Below are 22,557 nucleotides of genomic sequence, written 5' to 3'. Positions count from 1 at the left end.
TTGGATTTGCGACAGCGCGAGGGGCACTGTGCGCCGGGCGGTCAAGAAACTCCGCGCGTTCAACTGGAAGGCCTCGGAGGCACATATGACACGATCGGTTTTTCGGTTCCTGTCGCGGCAGCCCGAGACGGTCGAGATCGCCAATCAGGATTACCTGCTCCGCCTCCCCCGTTACGCCGACTATCGCCAATGGTACCAGCTGAGAAGCGAGAGCCGCAGCTTTCTCGAGCCGTGGGAACCGAGCTGGCGCGCCGATGAGATGACGGAAAGCGCCTTTCGCAGCCGCGTCATCCGCAACGAGCAGGAATTCGCCTCCGGTCAGGCCGTGCCGCTCTTTCTTTTCCACAAGCCTGCCGAAGCCCTGCTCGGCGGGCTCACCATCGGCCACATCCGCCGCGGCGCCGGGCAAAACTGCATGATCGGCTACTGGATGGGCGAGCGCCACGCCGGCCACGGTCACATGTTTGCCGCCCTCAAGCTTGCAATTCCCTACATCTTTTCGAGCCTTGAGTTGCACCGTATTGAAGCAGCCTGTATTCCGGAGAACTCAAGAAGCATCCGGCTCCTTGAAAAGGCCGGTTTTGAGCGTGAAGGCTACTTAAGACAGTACTTGAGGATAAACGGGCAATGGCGTGACCATGTGCTTTTCTCCCTCCTGTCCGATGATGCCGTACCGAACAGGAAATTGCCCCTTTGATGCCTCTAACCCGCTCGCCCTTCGCATGGTCAGCCTCGAAGCTGGCAGCGTTTCTGATCGCTCTCACGACACTTTTCGGCGCCTTTGGTGGCGTTGCCCATGCACTTGAGCCCGTCAAGATTTCGCGCGAAGACACCGCACTCGACCTGACCGCGACGACCGAGATCTATAGCGGTCGCAGCGAAGCCTTCCAGGTTTCGACGGCGCCGGGTGCCGACGGCATTGTCCGTCGCATCGAGGTGCGCTCCAGCACCGAGAACCACCAGGGCGACTGGGCCGTGTTCGCGCTCGCCAATGTTTCCGGCGAGCAGCTCGACCGGGTGATCGTCGCGCCGCATTTCCGGCTGGTGAATTCCAAACTCTTCTGGCCCGACCTGGGGTCGCAGCGCATCCTGTCGATCACGCCGAGCGAGGGCTTCGCACTCGAACGGCTGCCGAGCGACGATTCGGACGTGTTCCAGATCACCCTCAACCCGGGCGCCGTCATCACCTTCGTCGCGGAACTGGCGACGCCGGAACTGCCGCAGATCTATCTCTGGCAGCCGGACGCCTACAAGGACACAGTCAACGCGTTTACGCTTTATCGCGGCATCGTGCTTGGCATCGCCGGCCTCCTCGCCGTGTTCCTGACAATCCTGTTTGTGGTTAAGGGAACGTCAATGCTGCCGGCAACGGCAGCACTTGCCTGGGCAGTGCTTGCCTATATCTGCGTCGATTTCGGGTTCCTCTCCAAGCTCATCAGCGTGACGGCCGGCGACGAGCGAATATGGCGCGCGGGCACCGAAGTCTTCCTGGCGGCGGGCCTCGTGATCTTCCTGTTTACCTATCTCAACCTCAATCGCTGGCACCAGCATCTGGGTTACGCGACGCTCGCGTGGATCCTCGGCCTCGGCCTGCTCTTCGGCGTTGCCGTCTATGATCCGGCCATTGCATCGGGCATCGCCCGCCTCTCCTTTGCATTGACGGCAACCGTCGGCATCGTGCTGATCGCCTATCTCGGCTTCAACCGCTACGACCGCGCCATCCTGCTGGTACCCGCCTGGCTGCTCATTCTTGTCTGGCTGTTCGGCGCGTGGCTGACTGTCACCGGCCAGCTGGCCAACGACATCGTTCAGCCGGCGCTTGGCGGCGGCCTGGTTCTCATCGTGCTCCTGATCGGCTTTACCGTCATGCAGCACGCCTTTGCCGGCGGCGCCTATCAACAGGGCCTGTTTTCCGATCTCGAGCGCCAGTCGCTGGCGCTTACAGGCTCCGGCGACACGGTCTGGGACTGGGACGTGGCACGCGACCGGGTGGTCACCATTCCCGACATCTCGCTGCAGCTCGGCCTGTCGATGGGTTCGATGCACGGGCCGCTTCGCAACTGGCTGCCGCGGCTGCACCCTGACGATCGCGATCGCTTCCGCGCCACCCTCGATGTCCTGCTTGAACATCGCCGCGGCAAGCTCAACCACGAATTCCGCGTGCGTGCCGAGGACGGCCATTATCACTGGCTGTCGATCCGCGCTCGCCCGGTGCTGGGCGCCAATGGCGAAATCATCCGCTGCGTCGGCACGATCATCGACATCACAGAGCAGCGCAATTCGGTCGAACGCCTGCTGCACAACGCATTGCATGACAATCTGACCGGCCTTCCCAATCGGCAGGTCTTCCTCGACCGCCTGCAATCGATCCTCTTGATGGCCGACAGCACGACGACGGCACGTCCGACCGTGCTTGCCATCGACATCGACCGCTACAAGCAGGTCAACGACCTGCTCGGCATTGCCGCCGGCGACAACATCCTGATCGCACTGACGCGCCGGTTGCGCCGGTTGCTGCGTCCGCAGGATACGCTCGCGCGCCTCGGCGGCGACCAGTTCGGGCTGATCCTGATGTCGGAACGGGATCCGGCGAAGGTCGCCGATTTCGCCGACGCAGTCAGCAAGGCGATCATGGTGCCGCTCAACTACGGCAACCGGGAAATCAATCTCACCGCCTCGATCGGCCTCGTCTCGTGGCTCGACCAGGAACAGAGCGCTGCCGGCCTGATCGACGATGCGGAGCTGGCGATGTTCCGCGCCAAGAAGGAAGGCGGCAACCGTGTCGAGCCCTTCCGCCCGGCCTTCAGGACTTCCGGCTCGGATCGCATGCAGCTTGAGGCTGATCTCAAGCGCGCGATCGAACGTAAGGAACTGTCGCTGGTCTATCAGCCGATCGTGCGGCTCAGCGACGCCGAGATCGCCGGCTTCGAGGCGCTGATGCGCTGGGACCACCCCAAGCGCGGCAACGTCTCGCCGACCGAGTTCATCCCGATCGCCGAGAATTCCGACCTGATCAACCAGCTCGGAATGTTCGCCTTCGACAAAGCAACCAGCGACCTCACGGAATGGCAGATCCAAACCGGCGACCTGCCGATCTTCGTGTCGATCAACCTTTCCAGCGCGCAGCTGCTCAACAACGAGCTCTATGACGACATTCGAGCCGTTCTCAACAAGAACCGTTGCGACCCGACCAAGGTGAAGATGGAACTGACGGAATCTCTCGTGATGGAGAACCCGGAACAGGCGCGGCTGGTGCTCGAGAAGTTGAAGGAGGCCGGGCTGAAGCTGGCGCTCGACGACTTCGGCACGGGCCACTCGTCGCTGTCCTATCTCACCCGGTTCCCCTTCGACACGATCAAGATAGACAAGGCGCTGGTGCGAGACCCGAGCGACAAACGCGGCATTCTGTTGCGCTCGGTGATCACAATGGCGCGCGAACTTGAAATGCAGGTGGTGGCCGAAGGCATCGAGTCCGAGGAAGACGCGATCCAGCTCGCGCAGATGGGTTGCGACTATGGCCAGAGCTTCCTGTTTGGCCCGCCGATCGGCTCGGAGTCCATCCAGCGATTGTTGAAAGAGCGGTTTCCTCTGATGAAGCGGGCTTAGGCCCGCAAAGGGCGGACCAACCGCGGGCTGCGGATATGACGCAGCCCGATGGCCACACGGGCCAATCTGGTCGACGTGCAACACCTACATTGATTGTCGGTATCTCAGCGCCTGGCTTCAGGCGTGGCCGGCTTCGATCGACAGCATCGCCGGGCTGACGCCCATCAAAGCGAGAGCGCGATCGTATTTATCGCCAAGCGCCTTGTCGAAGATCAACTCGTCGCGCGCGGGGCAAGTCAGCCAACCGTTCTGGGTGATTTCCGCTTCGAGCTGGCCCGGCCCCCAGCCCGCATAGCCCAGCATCATCGTGGCGCGATGCGGCCCCTCTCCGCGCGAGATTGCGCGGACGATGTCGAGTGTGGCGGTCAGGCAGATATCGTCGCTGACAGGGATGCTTGAATCACTCAAATAGTCGTCGGAGTGCAGGACGAAACCACGTCCGGTCTCGACCGGCCCACCGGCCTGGATCTGGAAGTCACGCGTCATCGCCGGCAGGCGGATAGCCTCATCCTCGTCAAGGATGTCGAGGTGCATCAGCACATCCGGGAAGGTCAGTTGCTGCGGCCGATTGAGGATGAAGCCCATGGCGCCGTCGTCCGAATGGGCGCAGATGAAAATGACGGTGCGGGCAAAATTCGTGTCAAACATCCCAGGCATGGCGATCAGGAACTGACCGTCAAGGAAACCGCGTTCCCGTTTCTTCTGTGCCATGGTTATTGCCATAATGCAGATAGCCTACCAATTCGCCGCGAAATGAAAAGCGCTTCAACGTCGCGACCGCCAAATAATGCACGTAGCGCGTTTACCGTGCCCTGCCTGATCAAACATTTATGATCTCCGCGCCCAAAGGGGCGTCTGGAGCGCTGCCGGTAAAAGCGATATTGCTTTGGCCATGATCAAACGCCCCACATATGAGAACATGGTCCAGCGCATCGGCAGGGCAAGCCTTCTTGTTGCATTTTTTCTGCCCGTCGGCGCCCAGGCTGCGACAAGCGAATGGATGACATCGACAGGCGGCATGGTCCGTCTCGTCGCCGCTCCGCCGCAACAGGATGGCACGATCCCGGCAACGCTCGAGGTCAAGCTGAACCCCGGCTGGAAGACCTATTGGCGCGAGCCCGGCGCCAGCGGTATTCCTCCGCAGATCACCCTTGATCCAACCGAGGGCGTCGTCCTGGACAAGATCGGCTTTCCCGTTCCCAAGACATTCGACGATGGTGTCGTGCACTATGTCGGCTATGACAAATCCGTTGCCTTTCCGCTGACGCTGAAGCGCGTGCACGGTGACGGGGACGTGAACATCCGCGCCTCGGTGTTTCTTGGGATCTGCGAGGACATCTGCATTCCGGTGCAAGGCAAACTGGAGCTGACACTCAAGCAGGGCGACTTCGACAATCCGCTCGATGCCGCCCGCATCGATGGCGCGGTCGCTGCCCTGCCCGAGGCCCCGTCCGAGGATTTCAAGGTGACAACAGCCGTCTATGACGAGCAGAAGGCAGCGGTGGAGCTGACGTTGCAACTGCCACCGGATAGGGGCAGCGATCATCGCGAGCTGTTTCTGGCTGGCCCTTCCGGCGTCGCCTTCGGCAAGCCCGTCGTCACCCAGACGAGTGGCGCCGAGCTTCGCGCCGAGATCCCCGTGCGGCTCTCGACCAAGGACAAGACACTCAAGGGAAAGCCGGTCATTCTCACGGTTCGCGCCGGCGAGCGCAGCATGGAAACGACCCTTGCCTTTGATTGATGCAGCTCTATAGTCCAGGCGTTTCAGGTGGTTGCGTCGAACGACGACCGCCGGAGATAGCCGGACGCAAGACAACTCGAAGCCGCGACAACGCCTTTCCGCAATGAAGGTCTGGCCATGCGCGCAACGCAAGGAGAATGCCGTGACCATTGCCGTCGGAGACAAGCTGCCCACCGCAACCTTCAAGGAAAAGACCGCCGATGGTCCGGTGGAAGTGACGACCGAACAGCTCTTCAAGGGCAAGCGCGTCGTGCTCTTTGCCGTTCCGGGCGCGTTCACGCCCACCTGCTCACTCAACCATCTCCCCGGCTATCTGGAAAACCGCGACGCGATCCTCGCACGCGGTATCGACGATATCGCCGTGGTCGCCGTCAACGATCTGCATGTCATGGGCGCCTGGGCGACGACGTCGGGCGGCATGGGCAAGATCCACTTCCTCTCGGACTGGAATGCTGCCTTCACCAAGGCGCTGGGCATGGACATCGACCTCTCGGCCGGCACGCTCGGCATCCGCTCGAAGCGTTACTCCATGCTGGTCGAAGATGGCGTGGTCACAAAGCTCAACCTCGAAGAGAGCCCGGGCCAGGCGACCGTATCGGGGGCCGCGGCGATCCTGGAACAGCTCTGAGAGCAGATACTAGCAAATGGAAACGGGCCCTGACGGCCCGTTTTTTTTATTTTACGAGAAGAGAATCCGAACGACGCCCTTTCTTGAAGGGCTCCATGCCCTTGCGGGCGAGTTCGTCGGCACGTTCGTTTTCAGGATGGCCGGCATGGCCCTTGACCCAGTGCCAGGTCACCTTGTGACGACGGTTGGCGGCGTCCAGCGCCTGCCAGAGTTCGCCATTTTTCACCGGCTTCTTGTCTGCCGTCTTCCAGCCGTTCTTCTTCCAGCCGTGGATCCACTTGGAGATGCCATCCATCACATATTTGCTGTCGGTGTGCAGATCGACCTCGCACTCGCTCTTCAGCGCGTCGAGCGCCGAGATAGCTGCCAGAAGCTCCATGCGGTTGTTGGTGGTTTCCGCCTCGCCGCCGCACAGATCCTTTTCCACATCGCCATAGCGCAGCACCGCGCCCCAGCCGCCCGGCCCCGGATTGCCCGAGCAGGCACCGTCGGTGAAGATATCCACGTGTTTCATACGGAGGCCTCTTCGATCCGCAGACCATATTCGGCGCTGGAAACGATCGCTCGGTGAAAACGGATCTTCGTCAGGTATTCGAGCGGATCCTTCTTGACGACCAGTGCGCCGGCCGGCGTCATCAGCCAGTCGTACAGGCGCGTCAGGAAGAAGCGCAGCGCCGAACCGCGGCAGAGCAGCGGCAGGGCTTCAACTTCCTCGGCCGTCAGCTTGCGCACGCTCTCGTAGCCCGAAAGCAGCGCCATGCCCTTGGTGATATTGTAGGAACCGTTCTTCTCGAAGCACCACGAGTTAAGGCAGACAGCAACGTCGTAAGCGAGGTGGTCGTTGCAGGCGAAATAGAAGTCGATCAGGCCGGACAGCTGGTCGCCGAGGAAGAAGACATTGTCGGGAAACAGATCGGCGTGGATGACACCGTCCGGCAAGCTCTTCGGCCAGTGGTTTTCGAGATGCGCGAGTTCGGCGGAAATCTCGTCCTTCAGACCAACCTGCACCTCATCGGCGCGCGCCTCGGAATTGAGCCAGAGCGGCCGCCAGCCACCGACCGAGAGCGCGTTGGGGCGCTTCAGGTCAAAGCCTTGGCCTGCCAGATGCATCTCGGCCAGTGCCTTGCCGACCTCGCGGCAATGCTTGGCCTCGGGCTTGCGCAGCCACATGCCTTCAAGGAACGAGATCACGGCGGCCGGACGACCGGACAATTCGCCCAGAAGCTCGCCATCGGCGCGCGGCAAGGGCAGCGGGCAGGAAAGCCCACGATCGGCCAGGTGATGCATCAGCCCGAGGAAGAATGGCAGATCACCGGCATTCACGCGCTTTTCGTAGAGCGTCAGGATATAGGCGCCCTTCGTCGTGTGCAGCAGGAAGTTGGAGTTTTCGACGCCCTCGGCAATGCCCTTGTAGGACGTCAGCTGACCGACGTCATAGGCCTCCAGAAAGGCGCTCAGGTCGTCTTCCGTGATATCGGTGTACACTGCCACGGCTGTTCACTTTCAAAGATGGGCGGGCAAGATAGGCTGGCAAGATAGGTGGGTTATTCGCCGTTGACGAAGGCCATATCCGCCGCGGTCAGCGGCACATGGCGGATTTCGCGGTTGACGAGGAAGTTCTCGTTTTCCTCGACCGTGTCGGCAAGCTCGACGACGGCATCGTAGCGCTCGCGGAACGCCTCGATGATCTCGTTGACGATCACCTCAGGTGCCGATGCTCCGGCGGAAAGACCGACGGTCGAGATGTCGCCGATCGTCTCCCAATCGATTTCGGCCGCCCGCTGAACGAGGACCGACTTCTTCGCGCCGGCCTTCAGCGCCACTTCGACCAGGCGCTTGGAGTTCGACGAGTTCGGCGCGCCGACCACCAGAAACAGATCGCAGCCGGGTGCCGCCTGCTTGACCGCCTCCTGGCGGTTGGTGGTAGCGTAGCAGATCGAATCCGCAGCGGGCGCTGTCAGGTTGGGGAAGCGTTCGTGTAGCCGCTTGATGACGCCTGCCGTGTCGTCGACGGAAAGCGTCGTCTGGGTGACGAAACCGAGATTGTCGGGGTCGGGCGGCATGTAGACGTCGGCATCCTCGATGGTCTCGACCAGGGAGACGGCACCTTCCGGCAGCTGGCCCATCGTGCCGATGACTTCGGGATGGCCGGCATGGCCGATCAGCACCACGTGGCGGCCGAGCCGATTATGACGCATGGCCTGCTTGTGGACTTTCGAGACCAGCGGACATGTGGCGTCGAGATAGAAGAGATTGCGTGTGTCGGCATCCGCGGGCACCGATTTCGGCACGCCATGGGCGGAGAATACCACCGGTTGCTTGCGATGTTCCGGCGGGATCTCGTCGAGTTCCTCGACGAAGATCGCACCCTTGGCCTCAAGCCCCTCAACAACATAACGGTTGTGCACGATCTCGTGGCGAACATAGACCGGCGCGCCGAATTCCTTCAACGCCAGGACGACGATCTGGATCGCCCGGTCGACACCGGCGCAGAAACCGCGCGGCCCGCAGAGGCGAATGGTGATCGGAGATTTTGCCGCGGATGATGCCATGGATCAGGATGCCAGTAGAACGAAAACAAGGGCTGCAATGGCCGGACCGCCCTGGATCAGCAGGATGCGCGGCTTGACCGACCAAGCGCCATATATAGCGGCAACGATCACGCACACAAGGAAGAACACCTTCAACTCGAAGGCAAATGCCGCATCCGGCTGTATGAGAGACCACAAAAGTCCAGCTGCGAGGAAGCCGTTGTAGAGCCCCTGGTTCGCGGCGAGCACCCGGGTCGCCTCCGCCTGCTCCGCGGTCATGCGGAACACCGAGCGCCCCTGCGGCTTTGTCCAGAGAAACATTTCCAGCACAAGAAAGCCGAGATGCAACAGCGCTGTCAGCACGATCAGGATCGTTGAAATCAAAGCCATTCCCCATATCCCCCAACTGCGTCGGTCAGGGATAACATGGCGTCGACGGACCGCCTATGGCTTGCGCCTGAAGACGAAGACACCGCTGACAACCACCAGCGCTGCGGCAAGGCCATACCAGGTCAGAGCATATTGCAGATGGCTGTTGGGCAGATCGAACTGCGTGACGCCGCCGATCGGCAGACCGCCCGGATTGGGCGACGCATCGGCGTCCACGAAGAACGGCAGGACCTTGTCCGCGGGAAGCCCGACCGACGACGCCATCGCGTCGAGGTCCTTCCAGTAGAAGATGTTCTTGGCGAGATCATTGTCCGGAACGATCGATGACGGCTTTTCGCTGAGCTTCGGCCGGGCGAGGCCGTTGATGGCAACGGAGGCCGGGAGCTCCCCGGCGAGCCGGGTCGAAGACTCCTTCTGCTCGAACGGGACGAACCCGCGATTGACGAACAGAAAACGACCGTCATCGAGCCTCAATGGCGTGAAGATGTAATAGCCAGTGCGGCCGTTATAGGTCGCGAAGAAATGCCGCTCGCGGCTGTGGTCGAATCCGCCGGGGACCGAAACCGTGCGGTAATCGATATCCCCGCCTTCAGCCAAAATCTTTTCGATGTCGGCAATTGTCACCGGCGGCGCCGACCGGCGCTCGGCGATCGCGGCGAGCAGGCCCTCTTTCCAATGCAGCCGCTGCATCTGCCAGGTGCCGAGCGAGATGAGGATCGCGAAGGTCGTCGCAAGCAGGACGAATGCGCCGACTCGCCCGACGAGGCTGCCCTTCATTTTGGTCAAGACTTCAGCCACGATCGATCTCGCCAGGCCGCGCGTTGTTGCGATATTGCAGGTTGATGAGGATACCCTTCAGCATGCGCGTCAGGCCGAGGCTGAAGGCGATTGCCAGCGGTATCCAGAGCAGAAAATGCAGCCACAGCGGAGGATTGAGATTGACCTCCGTCCAGAGCGCGGCGCCGACGACGATGAAGCCGACAATCAGAATGACGAAGACAACAGGACCATCACCGGAATCGGCGAAACGATAATCAAGTTCGCAGTTCGTGCAGGCCGGCTTGACCGTCAGAAAGCCATCGAACAGCTTTCCCTGGCCGCAGCGTGGACACAGGCCCTTGATGCCTGCCATGACCGGCTCGACCGGCGGATAGAGGGCTTTGTCGTCACTCACGGATTGATCTCGATCGGGGTGCTGTTGGGAACCATGTCCCAGATTTCGTCCATTTCGGCATTGGTAACCGCAATGCAGCCATCCGTCCAATCGAACATCTGCGTCATAAACGCCAGCCAGCCGAAATAATTGCGCTGGCCGTGGATCATGATCATGCCGCCGGGATCGACGCCTTTGACTGCGGCTGCCGCGATGTCTTCGGGTCGGGGATAGGAGACGTGCATCGACAGGTGATACCCGCTCTTGTCATTGCGCCAGTCCAGCACATAAAGGCCCTCCGGCGTTCGCCGATCGCCTTCCCGTTCCTTATGACCGATCGGATTGCCACCAAGAGCGATCGAATACTCGCGCAGCATCTGGCCGTCACGGTAAAGCTGCAGGAGACGCTTCTCCTTGTGCACGACCACGCGGTCGGCCACGTCGCCCGCCAAGGCTGAAGCACAGCCCGCAAGAAGCAACGCCATTGTCACCGCGATCACGCGCATGTTCATGCCTCCCCGCCCCCTCGATACAACCGCAACACAAACAAAAAATAAGGCGGCTGCATGGTCGCAGCCGCCTTATCGAGAAGAGCGTTGGCTCTCGTCCGATTACATATGAGCGACAGGCGCGCCCCAACCACCCCAGATGTAGATGGAGAAGAAGAGGAAGAGCCAGACGACGTCAACGAAGTGCCAGTACCAGGCGGCCGCTTCGAAGCCGAAGTGCTGCTTCGGCGTAAAGTCGCCACGCAGCGCGCGCAGCAGGCAGACGAGCAGGAAGATCGTGCCGACGAGAACGTGGAAGCCGTGGAAACCGGTCGCCATGAAGAAGGTCGCGCCGTAGATCGAGTCCTTGAAGGCGAACGGAGCGTGAGCGTATTCGTAAGCCTGAACGTAGGAGAACAGCACGCCGAGAACGACGGTCAGCGACAGGCCGTAGACCAGGCCCTTGCGGTCATTGTGGAGCAGTGCGTGGTGCGCCCAGGTGACCGTCGTGCCGGAAAGCAGCAGGATGACGGTGTTGTAGAGCGGCAGGTGCCAGGGGTCGAGAACCTCGATACCCTTCGGCGGCCAGACACCACCGGTAAAGGCGGTGCGGGTTGCCTGGATGGCTTCGCCCGGGAACAGGCTGGCGTCGAAATAGGCCCAGAACCAAGCAACGAAGAACATCACTTCCGAAGCGATGAACATGATCATACCGTAGCGCAGGTGCAGCGAGACGACGCGGGTGTGGTGACCCTCGTGGGCTTCCTTCACCGTGTCCGACCACCAGCCGTACATGGTATAGAGAACGACGGCGAGGCCGATGAAGAAGACCCACGGATTTGCGAGCTCGGCGCCGAACAGCTTGAAGGAGCCGCCCGAGAGATAGCGCATGTAGCCGACACCGCCGAACGCCATGACGAATGCGCCGATCGAGGCAAGCAACGGCCAGGGGCTCGGGTCGATGATGTGGTAGTCGTGATTCTTCTGATGCGCATCGGCCATGTCAGTAATCCCCGATAGGTCTTTCTCTTGTCGCCCTTCCGGCTTAGCCGAAACGGGCCTCCAGTCAAAGTTTGTTCTCAGTTTCGCCCGTCTTCACCTGTGCGACCGGCTTTGACGGCTCGCGCGGGTAGAAGGTGTAGGAAAGCGTCAGTGTCTTGATGTCCTTGGTCTCGACCGCGTTGACCATGTCCGGATCGACGAAGAATACCACCGGCATCTCCATCTCCTCTCCCGGCTGCAGGGTCGTCTCGGTAAAGCAGAAGCATTGGACCTTGTTGAAGTAGGCACCGGCCTGCATCGGCGTGACGTTGAACGTCGCCTGGCCCGTCGTCGGCTTCGACGAAAGGTTCTTGGCGCGGTACATGACCTGCACGGTCTCGCCGATACGGACGTCGATGTCGCGCTGCACCGGCTTGAATTCCCAGGGCAGGCCGCCCGAGGTGTTGGCGTCGAAGGTAACCTTGACCTTTTCGTCGAGGATGACGTCCGATGCCTGCTCGACGCGCTGTGTCGTGCCGTTATAGCCGGTGACGCGGCAGAACATGTCATAGAGCGGCACGGCCGCATAGGCCATGCCGGTCATACCGACGACGAAGGCGACGCAGGTGCCGACGATGACGCCGTTGGAGCGCTGCTTCTGCTCTGAGTTCTGAGAAGTCGTCATGCTGCGGCTCCTCAGTTGACCATGCCGTTGCCGAACTTGATCAGCGTGACGACGTAGAAGAGGACGACCAGACCAGCCAGGACGACACCGAGCGCGATGTTGCGGCCGCGGCGGGACTTCTTCTGGGCTTCGTTGAGCTTGACGGTTTCCATCAGGCAACACTCCCGGCATTCAGCCAGATATTGACGATCAGGTGATCCGCCATCAGGGCGGAGAAGATCACGAACAGATACATGATCGAGAAGGCGAAAAGCTTCTTGGCGGGCAGCATGCGCTCGTCGGTTTCGGGCATGCGCAGCACGCCGATCGAATACCAGACGAAGCCAAGACCAAGTGCCGCTGCGACCGCGCCGTAACCGATGCTCGCAAAACCGAGCAAGGTGGGACAGATGCCGATCAGCGCCGTCAGAACCGCATAGATGACGATCTGTTTCTTGGTAGTCGCCTGGCCGCAGACGTTGGGCAGCATCGGCACGCCGACGGCGCCATAGTCACCCATCTTGAACAGTGCGAGCGCCCAGAAATGCGCAGGCGTCCACAGGAAGGTGATGAGGAAAAGCACGATGCTCTCCACCGACACGCCGCCGGTCACACAGGCCCAGCCGATCATCGGCGGGAAGGCGCCGGCAGCACCGCCGATGACGATGTTCTGCGGCGTCGAGCGCTTGAGCCACATCGTATAGATGACGGCGTAGAAGAAGATGGTGAAGGCGAGCAACCCGGCTGCGAGCCAATTGACGGCGAGCCCAAGGATGATCACGGAAAAGGCTGACAGTGTCAGGCCGAAGGCGAGCGCTTCCTCGGGCAGGATCTTGCCTGCCGGGATCGGGCGCTTGGCCGTGCGGGTCATGACCGCGTCGATGTCGGCGTCATACCACATGTTGAGCGCGCCGGAGGCGCCAGCACCGACGGCGATGCACAGGATGGCGATGAAACCGATGAAGGGATTGATGTGTCCGGGCGCAAGCACGAGGCCCGCAAGCGCGGTGAAGACAACGAGCGACATGACGCGGGGCTTCAGAAGCTCGAAATAATCGCGCGCAGAGGCCTCGGACAGGCGCGGCGCGCCATCCATGCCCATTGCTTCGTGATTGTCGATGACCGTCATGTCTCGTCCTTGATCGTCTTTTGCCCATAGGGGCCGTCTTTTGCCGGTTCTCCGGCGGGGTGAAGCCGCCGGAACCGGCGGCTTCTGTTTCTTTCCCATCACTTGATGCGCGGGAGCTGTTCCCACTGGTGGAACGGCGGCGGCGAAGACAGCTGCCATTCGAGCGTGTTCGCACCCTCGCCCCACGGATTGTCGCCAGCGACGCGCTTCTTGGCGAAGGCTTCGGCGACACAGAAGAGGAAGATCAGCACGCCGACGGCTGCGATGTACGAGCCGTAGGACGACACCATGTTCCAGCCGGCATAGGCATCCGGATAGTCGATGTAGCGGCGCGGCATGCCGGCGAGACCCAGGAAGTGCTGCGGGAAGAAGATCAGGTTCACACCGATGAACATGACCCAGAAGTGCAGCTTGCCGAGGAACTCGGAGTACATGTAGCCGGTCATCTTCGGGAACCAGTAGTACCAGGCAGCGAAGATCGCGAACACGGCGCCGAGCGACAGAACGTAGTGGAAGTGAGCAACCACGTAGTAGGTGTCGTGCAGCGAACGGTCGAGGCCGGCGTTGGCGAGCTGAACGCCCGTGACGCCACCGACGGTGAACAGGAAGATGAAGCCGATCGCCCAGACCATCGGGGTCGTGAAGCGGATCGAACCACCCCACATCGTCGCGATCCACGAGAAGATCTTCACGCCGGTCGGAACCGCGATAACCATCGTCGCGAAGACGAAGTAGCGCTGCGTGTCGAGCGACATGCCGACGGTGTACATGTGGTGTGCCCACACGATGAAGCCGACGGCGCCGATCGCGACCATGGCGTAGGCCATGCCGAGGTAGCCGAAGATCGGCTTGCGCGAGAAGGTGGAAACGATGTGGCTGACGATGCCGAAGCCCGGCAGGATCAGGATGTACACTTCCGGGTGACCGAAGAACCAGAACAGGTGCTGGAACAGGATCGGGTCGCCGCCGCCTTCAGGCGCGAAGAAGGCCGTGCCGAAGTTGCGGTCCGTCAGCAGCATGGTGATGCCACCTGCCAGAACCGGCAGCGAGAGCAGCAGCAGGAAGGCGGTGATCAGAACCGACCAGGCAAACAGCGGCATCTTGTGCAGCGTCATGCCTGGAGCGCGCATGTTCAGGATCGTGGTGATGAAGTTGATCGCACCGAGGATCGACGAAGCACCGGCAATGTGCAGGCCGAGGATCACGAGATCCATCGCCGGCCCGGGCATTCCTGACGTCGAGAATGGTGGATAGATCGTCCACCCGCCCCCTGCACCATAGGCGCCAGCCGGACCTTCGACGAACATCGAAAGCAGCACCAGCAGGAAGGCCGGAATGATCAACCAGAACGAGATGTTGTTCATGCGCGGGAACGCCATGTCCGGCGCGCCGATCATGATCGGAACCATCCAGTTGGCGAAGCCGCCGATCAGCGCCGGCATGACCATGAAGAAGATCATGATGAGCGCGTGCGCGGTCGTGAATACGTTGAACATGTGCTTGCCGCCGTCGATGGCAGCGTCGCCCTCGAAGCCGTAAACCATCTGCGCCAGACCGTGGAAGATCTGAATGCCCGGTTCCTGCAGCTCGGCGCGCATGAAGATCGACAGCGTGCCGCCGATGATGCCCGCGAAGATCGCGAAGATCAGGTAGAGCGTGCCGATGTCCTTGTGGTTGGTCGACAGAAACCAGCGCTGAAAAAAGCTCAAAGGCTTGTGCGCGTGGTCTGCGTGACCATGATCGGAATGATCATGGCGTTGGTCGTGATGAGCGGCTGTTCCAGCCATGGGTCGAGCTCCCCTTACCGATTACTGTGCGGCGTTGGCAGCGACGTCAACGGCCTTCGCCGCGCCGTCGATGGACGCCATGAGCGCCTTGTTCGCATCGCCGATATTGGTTGCGGCGGCAGCGAGCCAGGCGTCGTATTTTTCCTGCGAAACAACGCGGACGGCGATCGGCATATAGGCGTGGTCCTTGCCGCAGAGCTCGGAACACTGGCCATAGTAGAGGCCTTCACGGTCAGCCTTGAACCAGGTTTCGTTCAGGCGGCCGGGAACGGCATCGATCTTAACGCCGAAGGCGGGCATCGCGAAAGCGTGAATGACGTCGGCAGCCGTAACGAGCAGACGAACGGTCTTGCCGACCGGAACGACGACTTCGTTGTCGACAGCGAGAAGGCGCGGATATTCGACCTTGTCTTCCTTGCCGAGGCTCGCACGATCTTCTTCCTTCATCAGCAGGCTGTCGAAGGAGAGCGGGCTTTCACCGACTTCATATTCATAGGACCAGTACCACTGGTTGCCCGTCGCCTTGACCGTCAGATCCGGATTGGCCGGCGGCGTCAGCTGCGCGGTCAAAAGCTGGAAAGACGGAATGGCCAGGAACAGCAGGATGATGACCGGACCGACGGTCCAGACAACCTCGATAGCGGTGTTGTGGCTGGTCTTGGAGGGCACCGGATTGACGCTCTCACGGAATTTGACCACCACGACAATCAGCAGCAGGAGGACAAAGAGAGTGATCGGAATGATGAACCACAGGGTGTAGTGTTCAAACCACGTGATTTCTTCCATAATGCCCGTCGCCGCTGCCTGAAAGTTCGTCTGCCAATCGACAGGCTTGTCAGCGTAGGCGCTCGAAGCAAAAAGCAGACAGGCAAGCGCTGCCATAACTGCATAGGCCTTGTTTTTCACAATATGTCTCCCCAATGCGCTTGATCAGGATCAAACCGAAACGCAGAATCCCTGCGATACTGCTGCGCTTCAAACCACAGTTTGCCCAACGCCGCAACATCTGTGCAATCAACCCCATGCGGCATTTTTGCACAAATGCGACTTTTCTCACAGGCACCCCTCGGAAGCCTCAACGAATCGACTTATATGCCTCGATCTGCGCCACTGTTGGCGCTCTCACGCCACGTCAGCGCGACAATGGTGTTCCGCAAGCCCAATTTCCGCCATATGGCGCTGGAATGTACCCCGCAGGGCTTTTCATTTCTCCCCGCGCGCTTCAAGAATAGCCCTGATGATTCGACGTTTTGAGGTTTACATGGGCCTGCCCCTCTTCTCCCGACTGTCGGCTCTTGCCGCTCTCGGACTTGCCGTTCTCGCCCTTCCTGTGGCGAGCGCTGCCCAACAACCTGCTGGCGCGCCCGGAACGGTCAAGTCCAACCACGGCGCCTGGTCGATCGTCTGCGATCAGCCGGCAGGTGCATCGACCGACCAGTGCGCCCTGATGCAGAACGTCATCGCCGAAGACCGACCGGAAGTCGGCCTCTCCGTGGTCGTGCTGAAGACCGCCGACCGCAAGGCGAAGATCCTGCGCGTTCTGGCGCCGCTGGGCGTGCTTTTGCCGAACGGCCTCGGTCTCAATGTCGACGGCAAGGATATCGGCCGCGCCTATTTCGTGCGCTGCTTCTCGGACGGCTGCTATGCCGAGGTCGTGCTCGAGGACGAACTGTTGAAGACCTTCCGCTCTGGCGCGACGGCGACCTTCATCGTCTTCCAGTCGCCGGAAGAAGGCATCGGCATTCCTGTTGATCTCAAGGGTTTCGGCGAAGGCTACGACGCCCTGCCCTGATGGCACTTGCCACTGCGTGTTTCCCAAAGCCGCGCCTCGTGCGCGGCTTTTTCGTTTCAACCATCAAGCGGCAGGCAGCAAAAAGCCCGGATATTCGTCCGGGCTTCCAAGCTTCGAAGGCGTTCTCGCGGTTCAGCGTCAGATAATGTCAGTCGCGGCGATCTTGATGCCGAAGCCTTCGAGACCGACATAGTGGCGTTCGCGCGAGGCGAGCAGCCGGATCGAACTGATGCCGAGATCCTTGAGGATCTGCGCGCCGAGGCCGATCTCCAGCCATTCGCTTTCGCGGGCCTGCGCCTCGTCATGGGCTTCGCGATCATGCTTGCCCTTGCGCGCCGTGTGCGACACGCCAACGCCGACCGAGCCTTCACGCAGATAGACGATGACGCCCCTGCCCTCTTCGGCGATACGCTTCATGATCCGGTCGATTTGGCAGTCCTTGCCGAAGACGTCGGCTCCGACATTTTCGAGGTGCAGGCGAACCGGGATGTCAACGCCGTCACGGATGTCGCCGAAGACGACGGCAAGATGCTGCATCGGATCCCAGGGCAAGGAATAGGAATGCCCCTTGGCCTTGCCGTAGGGCGTCTCGATGTCGAAGGAGCCGCCCTGCTCGATCAACGTTTCCTTGCGCTGACGATAGGCGATCAGGTCGGCGACGGAGACCTGCTTCAAACCGTGCTTTTCAGCAAAGGCGCTGACCTGCGGGCCGCGTGTGACGGTGCCGTCATCGTTGACCAGCTCGCAGATGACGCCGATCGGCGGCAGGCTTGCGAGCTTGCAGAGATCGACGGCAGCTTCCGTATGGCCGGAACGCATCAGGACGCCGCCTTCGCGGGCGACCAGGGGGAAGATATGGCCGGGCCGCACGAAATCGGTCGGCCCGACATTGGGGTTGGCGAGGTTGCGCACCGTCAGTGTGCGATCGTCAGCCGAGATGCCGGTGGTGGTTCCGTGCTTGAAATCGACCGAGACGGTAAAGGCCGTGGTGTGCGCTGAATCGTTTTCCGCCACCATGGCATTGAGATTGAGGCGCTTTGCCTCTTCGCGCGGCATCGGCGTACAGACGATGCCCGAAGTATGGCGCACGATGAAGGCCATCTTCTCCGGCGTGCAATGCACGGCGGCGACGATCAGGTCGCCTTCGTTCTCGCGGCCGTCGTCGTCGGTGACGACGACGATCTCGCCCGCTTCGAAGGCACGGATGGCATCAACGACACGCTTCTGGTCATAGGACATCTTGTTCTTCCCGAACTATTTGAGCCGGCCGGTCTGGCCGCGGTCACGCAGGTAGTGATCTGCAATGGTGCAGGCAACCATCGCTTCGCCGATCGGCACGGCGCGGATGCCGACGCAAGGATCATGACGCCCCTTGGTGCGCACATCCACTTCGTTGCCGTCGCTGTCGATCGAACGACGCTCGGTCAGGATAGAAGAGGTCGGCTTGATCGCAAAGCGGGCGATGACCGGCTGGCCGGTCGAAATGCCGCCAAGAATGCCGCCGGCGTTGTTGGAGAGGAAGACGGGCTGACCGTCAGCGCCGATACGCATCTCGTCGGCATTTTCCTCGCCAGTGATTTCGGCTGCACCAAAGCCGTTGCCGATTTCCACGCCCTTGACGGCGTTGATCGACATCAGGTTCGAAGCGATGTCTTGGTCGAGTTTGGCATAAACAGGCGCACCGATGCCGGCCGGCACGCCTTCCGCCACCACTTCGACCACGGCGCCGATGGACGAACCCGATTTGCGGATGCCGTCCAGGTATTCCTCCCAGACGGGCACGATCGCCAGATCCGGCGCGAAGAACGGGTTGTTGTTGACCTCGGCCCAATCCCAGTTGGCCCGGTCGATCTTGTGCTTGCCGATCTGCACGAGCGCTGCGCGCACGACCAGCCCCGGGACAACCTTGCGGGCGATACCACCGGCGGCAACGCGTGCTGCCGTTTCGCGCGCCGACGAACGGCCACCACCGCGGTAGTCGCGAATGCCGTATTTGACGTCATAGGTGTAGTCGGCGTGCCCCGGGCGATAACGCTTGGAGATTTCCGAATAATCCTTCGAGCGCTGGTCGGTGTTTTCGATCAGCATCGAAATCGGCGTGCCGGTCGAGATCATCGTCTCGCCGTCCTCATCCGGCATCACGCCGGAGAGAACCTTGACGAGATCGTCCTCACGGCGCTGCGTGACGAAACGCGACTGACCGGGCTTGCGCTTGTCGAGCCAGGCTTGCAATTCGGCGAGCGTGAAACGAATGCCGGGTGGGCACCCATCCACCACGCAGCCAAGTGCTGGCCCATGGCTTTCGCCCCAGGTGGTGACGCGGAAAAGATGACCGAAGGTATTGTGCGACATGAGGCAACCGAACTCTGAGAAGCAACGGACGTACATGTTTCATGTACGGGCGCCACTCTCTTAGTGGAAAGCCGGGAAAGGGGAAAGTGTTTCCGATAGGCAGGCGAGATTTGCAATCGCGTCAGGAGGCGAGCCTCAATCCGCGCTCCGTCGCGAATGCCAGGAAGTTCTCCGCGCTTAGCGGTTTCGAGAAGGCGTAACCCTGCAGCAGATCGCAGCCGAGAATGCCGAGCATTTCGGCGTGTGCCATGGTCTCCACGCCTTCTGCCACCGTCTCGATGCCGAGCGAGCGGGCGATATCGATGATCGACCGGATCAGCGCCTGCTCCGTGCGGGCGCTGAGAACCGGAATCACGAGCTGCCGGTCGATCTTCAGCCGCTTCGGCTTGATCTTCAACAGGCTGACGATCGAGGTATGACCCGTGCCAAAATCGTCGATTTCGATGTCGATACCGAGCCTTTTAATGCCCTCGATATTGGCCGTGACGATATCGTCGCTTTCGTCGAGGAAGATCGATTCCACCAGTTCGAAGGAAAGCTGCCCCGGCGCGATGCTCAGGCCCTCGAGCGAGGCGAGCAGCCGTTCGTCCTGCAGGCGCTTGGCCGACACGTTGACGGAGATCTTCGGGACTCTCAGGCCGGCCGCTGCCCAGCGCATCTGGTCGGCCAGCGATTTTTCAAGCACGAGCCGGTCGAGCGCCGCGGTGACGTTCAGGTCATCGGCGATCGCCAGGAACCTGTCCGGCGTCAGAATGCCGTGGCGCGGATGGCGCCAGCGTATGAGCGCCTCCACACCGGAAAGCGCCAATGTCGAGGCGTCGAATTGCGGCTGGTACCAGGGAACGAACTCGTCGCGCTCGATGCCCTCGAGGATCTCGTCGGCGACGCGTTTGGCGGTGACGACTTCGGCCTGGAGGATCTGCGTGAAGAACTGATAGCGGTTTCGGCCATTCTCCTTCGCCCGGTAGAGCGCCATGTCGGCATTGACGAGCAGCTTGCGCGCGTCGCCATGCGCCTGGCGCGCCACGGCGACGCCGATGCTGACGCCGAAGCGGCAGGGAAATCCGTTGTAATCGACGGGCTGGCGCATCTCCGCGATGATCCGGTCGCACAGTGCCGCAAGCGCCACATCGCCCGGCGCACCGGTTACGACGACGACAAACTCGTCGCCGCCGATGCGCGCCACGAGGTCACCCGGCCCAATGTTGGAGCGCAGGATCTGCGACGCATGGACCAGCATCGCGTCGCCGGCCGCATGGCCGAGCGTATCGTTGATCTGCTTGAAACGATCGAGGTCGATATGAAGGATGGCAATGTTTTGCGGCTTGTCGGCCCCCGCACCGGTCAGGCGCTCCAGCGCCTTGTCGAGCATCCGGCGATTGCCGAGCCCCGTCAGCGGATCGTGCAGCGAATTGTGCTCGATGCGGATTCGCGCCTGCTCCAACTCGGCGTTCTTGGCGTCGGTCATTGCCTTTGCCGCGCGCAATTGCTCTGTCATCACGACGTCATCGGTCACATCGAGCGCGATGCCGACCAGTTTCCTGCGTCCCTCCGGCGACACATGCAGCTTGCCGACTGAGCGAATGTGTCGAACGGCGCCCTCGGCCAGAACCACGCGCGCCTGGTGGACATAGGTTTCGCGCGCTCCGATCGCCGTGTTGACGGCCAGAAGTGCAGAGCCACGATCTTCAGGATGAAGGGCACCGAGCCAGATTTCCTCGTTGGTAGCGCCATCGGTATAGCGCAGCCCGTAGAGCTGGTGCATGCGCTCGTCCCAATAGGCGACGTTGTTGTCGAGATCCGCCTCCCACATGCCGCAACGATAGCTGTCGAGCGCGAGGTCGAGCCGGCGCGACAGCTTCTCGAGTTCCTGCTCGCGCTCGTAAAGCCCCTTCAAGGCCCGCTCGAGTTCCAGGTTCTGCTGATCGACCTGAGCCTTGGCGGCGCCAAGACGTTCGTTCTTCAACACGTCATCGGTCACATCCCAGCTGATGCCGGTGATCTTCGAGCGACCGTCGACACCCTGATGGCCGGAACCGACATTGCGGATGTGCCGTATGCTGCCGTCGGAGAGGACGACGCGATATTGAGAACGGTACTCCAGCCCCTCGTCGAGGCTGCGAAACAGAGTGTTGGCGGCAATGCCGGCATCATCAGGGTGGACGGTCGATCGCCATTCCTCGTAGGTCGGCTCGTCGTCATGGACCGTCAACCCATGCAGGTGGAACATGCGGTCGTCCCAGGACCGCTCCTGCGTTGCCTGATCGATTTCCCATATGCCGATCTTGGAGGCCTCGAGCGCCAGATTGAGACGATGCGAAAGCGTCATCACCTCACCTTCGCGCGCCCTGAGCTTGGCGATGTTGCGCTGGCGCTCATTGACCAGACCGCCGGTCAAAAGAATGGGAATGACGACAACCGCGACCGCCGCGGCAATGGCCAGGCGCAGGTCGGTGCTGTTTTCCGGCAGTTGGTCCCAGCCACCGATGGGTGTCGCCGCGAGCTCCCACACGCCGCCGGGCAGGACGAGTTGGCGCATGGCCGGAGCCGCCCGAAAAACGCTGTCGCTACCGAAGAAGGCATCCTGGATGCGTTCCGGTTCCGACACGTCTCGGATCGCGAGATGCACGTCGACGTGGCGATGATCACCCGTCGATTCCGGTGTTTCAACACCGTCCTCAAGCAGGCGGGCGGCGCGATAGAGAGCCTTTTCGTCAAGGATCGCCTCGACATAACCCCAGCGCTCCATACGCCCCTGGATCTTGGCGAAGACAGGCAGGAAAAGCTCAAAACCGTTGCGCCCGCTCGGCAGGCGAATGGGGCCGATCATCACGGGCTTGACGGTGGATGAAGCCCGCTCCACGGCACGCCGCGTCGCACCGAACTTGTTGAAATCGGTGCCGACGAACCATTGCTGGCTTTCGCGGGGAAAAGAGATGCGCACCACGCCGCCGGGAGCGGCCGACGCCCGCACCATCTGCGGGTTCTGCAGCAGCAACTTGGTCGACATGACCGTGAAATCGTCCGCGGTCATCTCGGGATGAACGCCGATGCTGTTGGCGAACCCGTTGAGTGCGGCAATATTGGTATTGACCTCCGACTGGAGGCGATTGGCGATGAGGTTCAGCTCATTCTCGACGTCGATCCTCAGATCGCTTCGGAAGTTTTCAAGGTTCTGGCGCTCATAGATGTGGCCGCCGCTGAACACAACGATGCCGGCGATCGCAGCCGGTATCAGCGACGGTTTCGCAAATCTGGCTGCGGCCCGAATGCGCTGGCGCAGAACGTCAACAATCTTCACTCTATTCCCCTCGA

General features: G+C 61.3%; 22 protein-coding genes. 5 read left to right on the top strand and 17 right to left on the bottom strand.

All coding sequences use genetic code 11. The features are described from left to right. Window positions 1-85 precede the first annotated feature (85 nt). Window positions 86-697: a GNAT family N-acetyltransferase gene (locus LPJGGPFB_RS06445; RefSeq protein WP_173420966.1), complete on the top strand. Its 612-nt coding sequence runs from the start codon at window positions 86-88 to the stop codon at window positions 695-697. Continuing rightward, window positions 697-3,606: an EAL domain-containing protein gene (locus tag LPJGGPFB_RS06440; RefSeq protein ID WP_173419233.1), complete on the top strand. Its 2,910-nt coding sequence runs from the start codon at window positions 697-699 to the stop codon at window positions 3,604-3,606. Before LPJGGPFB_RS06445 ends, LPJGGPFB_RS06440 begins: the two co-directional genes overlap by 1 nt. A gap of 117 nt (window positions 3,607-3,723) precedes the next feature. On the opposite strand, the gene LPJGGPFB_RS06435 is transcribed toward LPJGGPFB_RS06440, so the two are convergent. After that, complete coding sequence (locus LPJGGPFB_RS06435) at window positions 3,724-4,317, bottom strand: YqgE/AlgH family protein (protein ID WP_412728311.1); 594 nt, start codon at window positions 4,315-4,317, stop codon at window positions 3,724-3,726. A 181-nt stretch (window positions 4,318-4,498) separates the two neighbouring features. Here LPJGGPFB_RS06435 and LPJGGPFB_RS06430 point away from each other — a divergent pair, with 181 nt between their 5' ends. Next, entirely contained in the window at window positions 4,499-5,347 is an 849-nt protein-coding gene (locus tag LPJGGPFB_RS06430) for a protein-disulfide reductase DsbD domain-containing protein (RefSeq protein WP_173419232.1), read from the top strand. Window positions 5,348-5,489: 142 nt separating this feature from the next. Continuing rightward, window positions 5,490-5,975 (top strand): peroxiredoxin, encoded by a 486-nt coding sequence (locus LPJGGPFB_RS06425; protein ID WP_112808529.1) that lies wholly within the window; start codon window positions 5,490-5,492, stop codon window positions 5,973-5,975. Window positions 5,976-6,021: 46 nt separating this feature from the next. On the opposite strand, the gene rnhA is transcribed toward LPJGGPFB_RS06425, so the two are convergent. The 13 genes from rnhA to coxB form a co-directional block, all read right to left on the bottom strand. Further along, window positions 6,022-6,489 (bottom strand): ribonuclease HI, encoded by a 468-nt coding sequence (gene rnhA / locus LPJGGPFB_RS06420; protein WP_173419231.1) that lies wholly within the window; start codon window positions 6,487-6,489, stop codon window positions 6,022-6,024. Further along, a complete protein-coding gene (locus tag LPJGGPFB_RS06415) occupies window positions 6,486-7,466 on the bottom strand; it encodes a homoserine kinase (protein WP_173419230.1) in 981 nt (326 codons plus the stop codon). The genes rnhA and LPJGGPFB_RS06415 overlap by 4 nt, the downstream gene beginning before the upstream one ends. Window positions 7,467-7,519: 53 nt before the next feature. Next, window positions 7,520-8,527 carry a 4-hydroxy-3-methylbut-2-enyl diphosphate reductase gene (gene ispH, locus LPJGGPFB_RS06410; RefSeq protein ID WP_173419229.1) on the bottom strand — a complete coding sequence of 336 codons (1,008 nt, stop codon included), beginning with the start codon at window positions 8,525-8,527 and terminating at the stop codon, window positions 7,520-7,522. A gap of 3 nt (window positions 8,528-8,530) precedes the next feature. Further along, entirely contained in the window at window positions 8,531-8,896 is a 366-nt protein-coding gene (locus tag LPJGGPFB_RS06405) for a DUF1304 domain-containing protein (RefSeq protein WP_173419228.1), read from the bottom strand. 54 nt (window positions 8,897-8,950) lie between these two features. Next, a complete protein-coding gene (locus tag LPJGGPFB_RS06400) occupies window positions 8,951-9,673 on the bottom strand; it encodes an SURF1 family protein (RefSeq protein ID WP_173420965.1) in 723 nt (240 codons plus the stop codon). Window positions 9,674-9,686: 13 nt separating this feature from the next. Continuing rightward, on the bottom strand, window positions 9,687-10,070 hold the full coding sequence (locus LPJGGPFB_RS06395) for a DUF983 domain-containing protein (RefSeq protein ID WP_173419227.1): 384 nt from the start codon (window positions 10,068-10,070) through the stop codon (window positions 9,687-9,689). Next, complete coding sequence (locus LPJGGPFB_RS06390) at window positions 10,067-10,555, bottom strand: L,D-transpeptidase family protein (RefSeq protein ID WP_173419226.1); 489 nt, start codon at window positions 10,553-10,555, stop codon at window positions 10,067-10,069. The genes LPJGGPFB_RS06395 and LPJGGPFB_RS06390 overlap by 4 nt, the downstream gene beginning before the upstream one ends. Before the next feature lie 105 nt (window positions 10,556-10,660). Next, window positions 10,661-11,539 carry a cytochrome c oxidase subunit 3 gene (locus LPJGGPFB_RS06385; RefSeq protein WP_173419225.1) on the bottom strand — a complete coding sequence of 293 codons (879 nt, stop codon included), beginning with the start codon at window positions 11,537-11,539 and terminating at the stop codon, window positions 10,661-10,663. A gap of 64 nt (window positions 11,540-11,603) precedes the next feature. After that, entirely contained in the window at window positions 11,604-12,203 is a 600-nt protein-coding gene (locus LPJGGPFB_RS06380) for a cytochrome c oxidase assembly protein (RefSeq protein ID WP_173419224.1), read from the bottom strand. An 11-nt stretch (window positions 12,204-12,214) separates the two neighbouring features. After that, window positions 12,215-12,355, bottom strand: a complete 141-nt coding sequence (locus LPJGGPFB_RS06375; protein ID WP_053250651.1) for a hypothetical protein — start codon at window positions 12,353-12,355, stop codon at window positions 12,215-12,217. Further along, entirely contained in the window at window positions 12,355-13,311 is a 957-nt protein-coding gene (locus LPJGGPFB_RS06370; protein ID WP_173419223.1) for a heme o synthase, read from the bottom strand. The genes LPJGGPFB_RS06375 and LPJGGPFB_RS06370 overlap by 1 nt, the downstream gene beginning before the upstream one ends. A gap of 98 nt (window positions 13,312-13,409) precedes the next feature. After that, entirely contained in the window at window positions 13,410-15,098 is a 1,689-nt protein-coding gene (gene ctaD / locus LPJGGPFB_RS06365) for a cytochrome c oxidase subunit I (protein ID WP_173419222.1), read from the bottom strand. Window positions 15,099-15,119: 21 nt separating this feature from the next. Beyond that, window positions 15,120-16,004: a cytochrome c oxidase subunit II gene (gene coxB, locus LPJGGPFB_RS06360; RefSeq protein ID WP_173419221.1), complete on the bottom strand. Its 885-nt coding sequence runs from the start codon at window positions 16,002-16,004 to the stop codon at window positions 15,120-15,122. Window positions 16,005-16,359: 355 nt separating this feature from the next. On the opposite strand from coxB, the gene LPJGGPFB_RS06355 reads away from it, so the two are divergent. Beyond that, window positions 16,360-16,890, top strand: coding sequence for an invasion associated locus B family protein (locus LPJGGPFB_RS06355; RefSeq protein ID WP_173420964.1), 531 nt, complete (start codon window positions 16,360-16,362; stop codon window positions 16,888-16,890). A 138-nt stretch (window positions 16,891-17,028) separates the two neighbouring features. Here LPJGGPFB_RS06355 and ribB read toward each other — a convergent pair whose 3' ends face one another. The 3 genes from ribB to LPJGGPFB_RS06340 form a co-directional block, all read right to left on the bottom strand. Continuing rightward, a complete protein-coding gene (ribB, locus tag LPJGGPFB_RS06350; protein WP_173419220.1) occupies window positions 17,029-18,129 on the bottom strand; it encodes a 3,4-dihydroxy-2-butanone-4-phosphate synthase in 1,101 nt (366 codons plus the stop codon). Window positions 18,130-18,144: 15 nt separating this feature from the next. Then, on the bottom strand, window positions 18,145-19,242 hold the full coding sequence (gene aroC, locus LPJGGPFB_RS06345) for a chorismate synthase (protein WP_173419219.1): 1,098 nt from the start codon (window positions 19,240-19,242) through the stop codon (window positions 18,145-18,147). 121 nt (window positions 19,243-19,363) lie between these two features. Then, the gene (locus tag LPJGGPFB_RS06340) at window positions 19,364-22,543 is read right to left on the bottom strand and encodes a bifunctional diguanylate cyclase/phosphodiesterase (RefSeq protein WP_345790979.1); all 3,180 of its coding nucleotides are present in this window, start codon (window positions 22,541-22,543) and stop codon (window positions 19,364-19,366) included. Window positions 22,544-22,557: the final 14 nt, after the last annotated feature.

This window comes from Ensifer adhaerens, assembly GCF_013283195.1.
Taxonomy (GTDB): Bacteria; Pseudomonadota; Alphaproteobacteria; order Rhizobiales; family Rhizobiaceae; genus Ensifer; species Ensifer adhaerens_G.
This window is presented reverse-complemented; position numbering and strand designations above follow the sequence as displayed.

Coding starts and splice junctions, on each gene's coding strand:
- LPJGGPFB_RS06440 (WP_173419233.1), top strand. CDS start 697: ATGCCTCTAACCCGCTCGCCCTTCGCATGGTCAGCCTCGAAGCTGGCA.
- LPJGGPFB_RS06355 (WP_173420964.1), top strand. CDS start 16,360: ATGGGCCTGCCCCTCTTCTCCCGACTGTCGGCTCTTGCCGCTCTCGGA.
- LPJGGPFB_RS06380 (WP_173419224.1), bottom strand. CDS start 12,203: ATGACGACTTCTCAGAACTCAGAGCAGAAGCAGCGCTCCAACGGCGTC.
- LPJGGPFB_RS06385 (WP_173419225.1), bottom strand. CDS start 11,539: ATGGCCGATGCGCATCAGAAGAATCACGACTACCACATCATCGACCCG.
- ispH (WP_173419229.1), bottom strand. CDS start 8,527: ATGGCATCATCCGCGGCAAAATCTCCGATCACCATTCGCCTCTGCGGG.
- LPJGGPFB_RS06375 (WP_053250651.1), bottom strand. CDS start 12,355: ATGGAAACCGTCAAGCTCAACGAAGCCCAGAAGAAGTCCCGCCGCGGC.
- LPJGGPFB_RS06390 (WP_173419226.1), bottom strand. CDS start 10,555: ATGCGCGTGATCGCGGTGACAATGGCGTTGCTTCTTGCGGGCTGTGCT.
- LPJGGPFB_RS06370 (WP_173419223.1), bottom strand. CDS start 13,311: ATGACGGTCATCGACAATCACGAAGCAATGGGCATGGATGGCGCGCCG.
- ctaD (WP_173419222.1), bottom strand. CDS start 15,098: ATGGCTGGAACAGCCGCTCATCACGACCAACGCCATGATCATTCCGAT.
- LPJGGPFB_RS06400 (WP_173420965.1), bottom strand. CDS start 9,673: ATGAAGGGCAGCCTCGTCGGGCGAGTCGGCGCATTCGTCCTGCTTGCG.
- LPJGGPFB_RS06430 (WP_173419232.1), top strand. CDS start 4,499: ATGATCAAACGCCCCACATATGAGAACATGGTCCAGCGCATCGGCAGG.
- LPJGGPFB_RS06445 (WP_173420966.1), top strand. CDS start 86: ATGACACGATCGGTTTTTCGGTTCCTGTCGCGGCAGCCCGAGACGGTC.
- ribB (WP_173419220.1), bottom strand. CDS start 18,129: ATGTCCTATGACCAGAAGCGTGTCGTTGATGCCATCCGTGCCTTCGAA.
- rnhA (WP_173419231.1), bottom strand. CDS start 6,489: ATGAAACACGTGGATATCTTCACCGACGGTGCCTGCTCGGGCAATCCG.
- aroC (WP_173419219.1), bottom strand. CDS start 19,242: ATGTCGCACAATACCTTCGGTCATCTTTTCCGCGTCACCACCTGGGGC.
- LPJGGPFB_RS06435 (WP_412728311.1), bottom strand. CDS start 4,317: ATGGCACAGAAGAAACGGGAACGCGGTTTCCTTGACGGTCAGTTCCTG.
- LPJGGPFB_RS06405 (WP_173419228.1), bottom strand. CDS start 8,896: ATGGCTTTGATTTCAACGATCCTGATCGTGCTGACAGCGCTGTTGCAT.